Raw genomic sequence first — 1,636 nt, forward strand, 5'->3', positions numbered from 1 at the left:
CAACTCCCCCTACTCCCCTACTTCCCCTTTTCCCTGTTCCCCATTTAATACTTAATCAGGGTTAATTCTCATTAAAGGCTGACCATATTCTACTGGTTCACCATTTTGAACTAAAATTTCCATCACTTGTCCAGAGACTTCGGCTTCAATTTCGTTCATGAGCTTCATGGCTTCAATGATACAGACACTTTGACCAGCTTTGACGCGATCGCCTACCTCCACAAACGCTGCTTCTCCTGGGGCTGGGGAACGGTAAAATGTCCCTACCATTGGTGATGGTACTTCAACTAATTTTTGATTAATTGGTGAAGAAGAATGAGGAGCTTGTGCGACTGAATTATCAACAACTTTATTGGTTACAGCCCCCTCAGTGGAACTTGGTAAGGCTGTAGATACCAACTGGGTTACACCAGCACTCACCACACCACTAACTGTTCCTGGAGCATTATTGCTAAAACTGACAGCTTTTCGGACTGTTAGCTCAAATTCATTATTTTTGAGGGTAACTTCCGCAATATCTGTTTGGGCAATAGTTACTAATAGCTGACGGATTTCATTAAAGTCTAATGTCACAATTATTTTACCTCGACCTAACTGTTAAATTAAAATTCTAAGTAAGGCAGGGATTTAATCCCTCTATAAAAAAGGGATTGAAATCATGAGTACCAATTTTAGATTTTGGACTTCGACTTCGCTCAGTCGAAGGATTTTAGATTTTGGATTTTATGGCAACTTTCCAGGTAATTAAGAACTCAATTGACATGAATTAAACTTATGCCACAACAGGGTTTTACTCCTGACGCTGACTCCTAATTGCTGACTTTTGCTGTATTCCTCACTATTCCAAATTGGTATCAAAAAAATAGGAAAATTATTCCCTGCCTAAATACTTATCTTCTCTGGTATCAATCTTAATCCGTTCCCCTTGGGCAATAAACAAAGGAACCATGATAGTTGCCCCAGTTTCCAGGATTGCGGGTTTAGTACCACCTGTAGCAGTATCACCTTTGACACCGGGATCTGTTTGCACAATTTCCAAAACTACGGAATTAGGTAGTTCTACTTCTAGGACTTGTTCGCCCCAGCGAATCACGTTAACTTCCATACCATCTTTGAGGTACTTGACGCGATCGCCAATTTGCGCTGAAGTTAATCTACCTTCCTCATAGGTTTCCATATCCATAAAGATAAACTCATCGCCTTCTTTATAGGTATGTTGCATCGTCACTTTTTCCAAAGTTGCCTGGGGAACGCTTTCTCCAGCCCGAAAAGTTTTTTCTAACTGTTTGCCAGTTTGGACGTTTTTCAGTGTTGTCCGCACGAAGGCAGAACCCTTGCCTGGCTTAACGTGAAGGAAATCTACCACGCGCCAAACCGAACCATCTAATACAATTGAAACACCAGGTCGAAAGTCGTTACTAGAGATCATGAAACTTTCAAATTTTGCAAGACAATCGGCATTTATTGTACCCTTCCAGCGTCATAATTGGTTAGTTGTTATTTGTCAGTTGTTATTTGTCAGGGAAGAGGAAACAGGGAAGAGGGAACAGGCAAAATTAATATTTCTTCCCTTACTTCCCTTACTTCCCCTACTTCCCCTACTTCCCCTACTTCCCCTACTTCCCCTGCCTCCTCC

At 41.4% G+C, this 1,636-nt stretch carries 3 protein-coding genes; 1 reads left to right on the forward strand and 2 read right to left on the reverse strand.

Features of this window, described 5'->3' with window-relative positions:
* Nucleotides 1–51 precede the first annotated feature (51 nt).
* Nucleotides 52–573 carry an acetyl-CoA carboxylase biotin carboxyl carrier protein gene (gene accB / locus IQ228_RS25825; protein ID WP_027404329.1) on the reverse strand — a complete coding sequence of 174 codons (522 nt, stop codon included), beginning with the start codon at nucleotides 571–573 and terminating at the stop codon, nucleotides 52–54.
* A 298-nt stretch (nucleotides 574–871) separates the two neighbouring features.
* Entirely contained in the window at nucleotides 872–1,429 is a 558-nt protein-coding gene (gene efp, locus IQ228_RS25830; RefSeq protein ID WP_193964979.1) for an elongation factor P, read from the reverse strand.
* Between efp and IQ228_RS27005 the strand changes: the two genes are divergently transcribed.
* On the forward strand, nucleotides 1,428–1,636 hold a 209-nt coding region (locus IQ228_RS27005), incomplete at its 3' end, for a hypothetical protein (protein ID WP_228044091.1). The two genes, efp and IQ228_RS27005, sit on opposite strands and share 2 nt — an antisense overlap.

This window comes from Dolichospermum sp. LEGE 00246 (assembly GCF_015207865.1).
Lineage (GTDB): Bacteria > Cyanobacteriota > Cyanobacteriia > Cyanobacteriales > Nostocaceae > Dolichospermum > Dolichospermum heterosporum.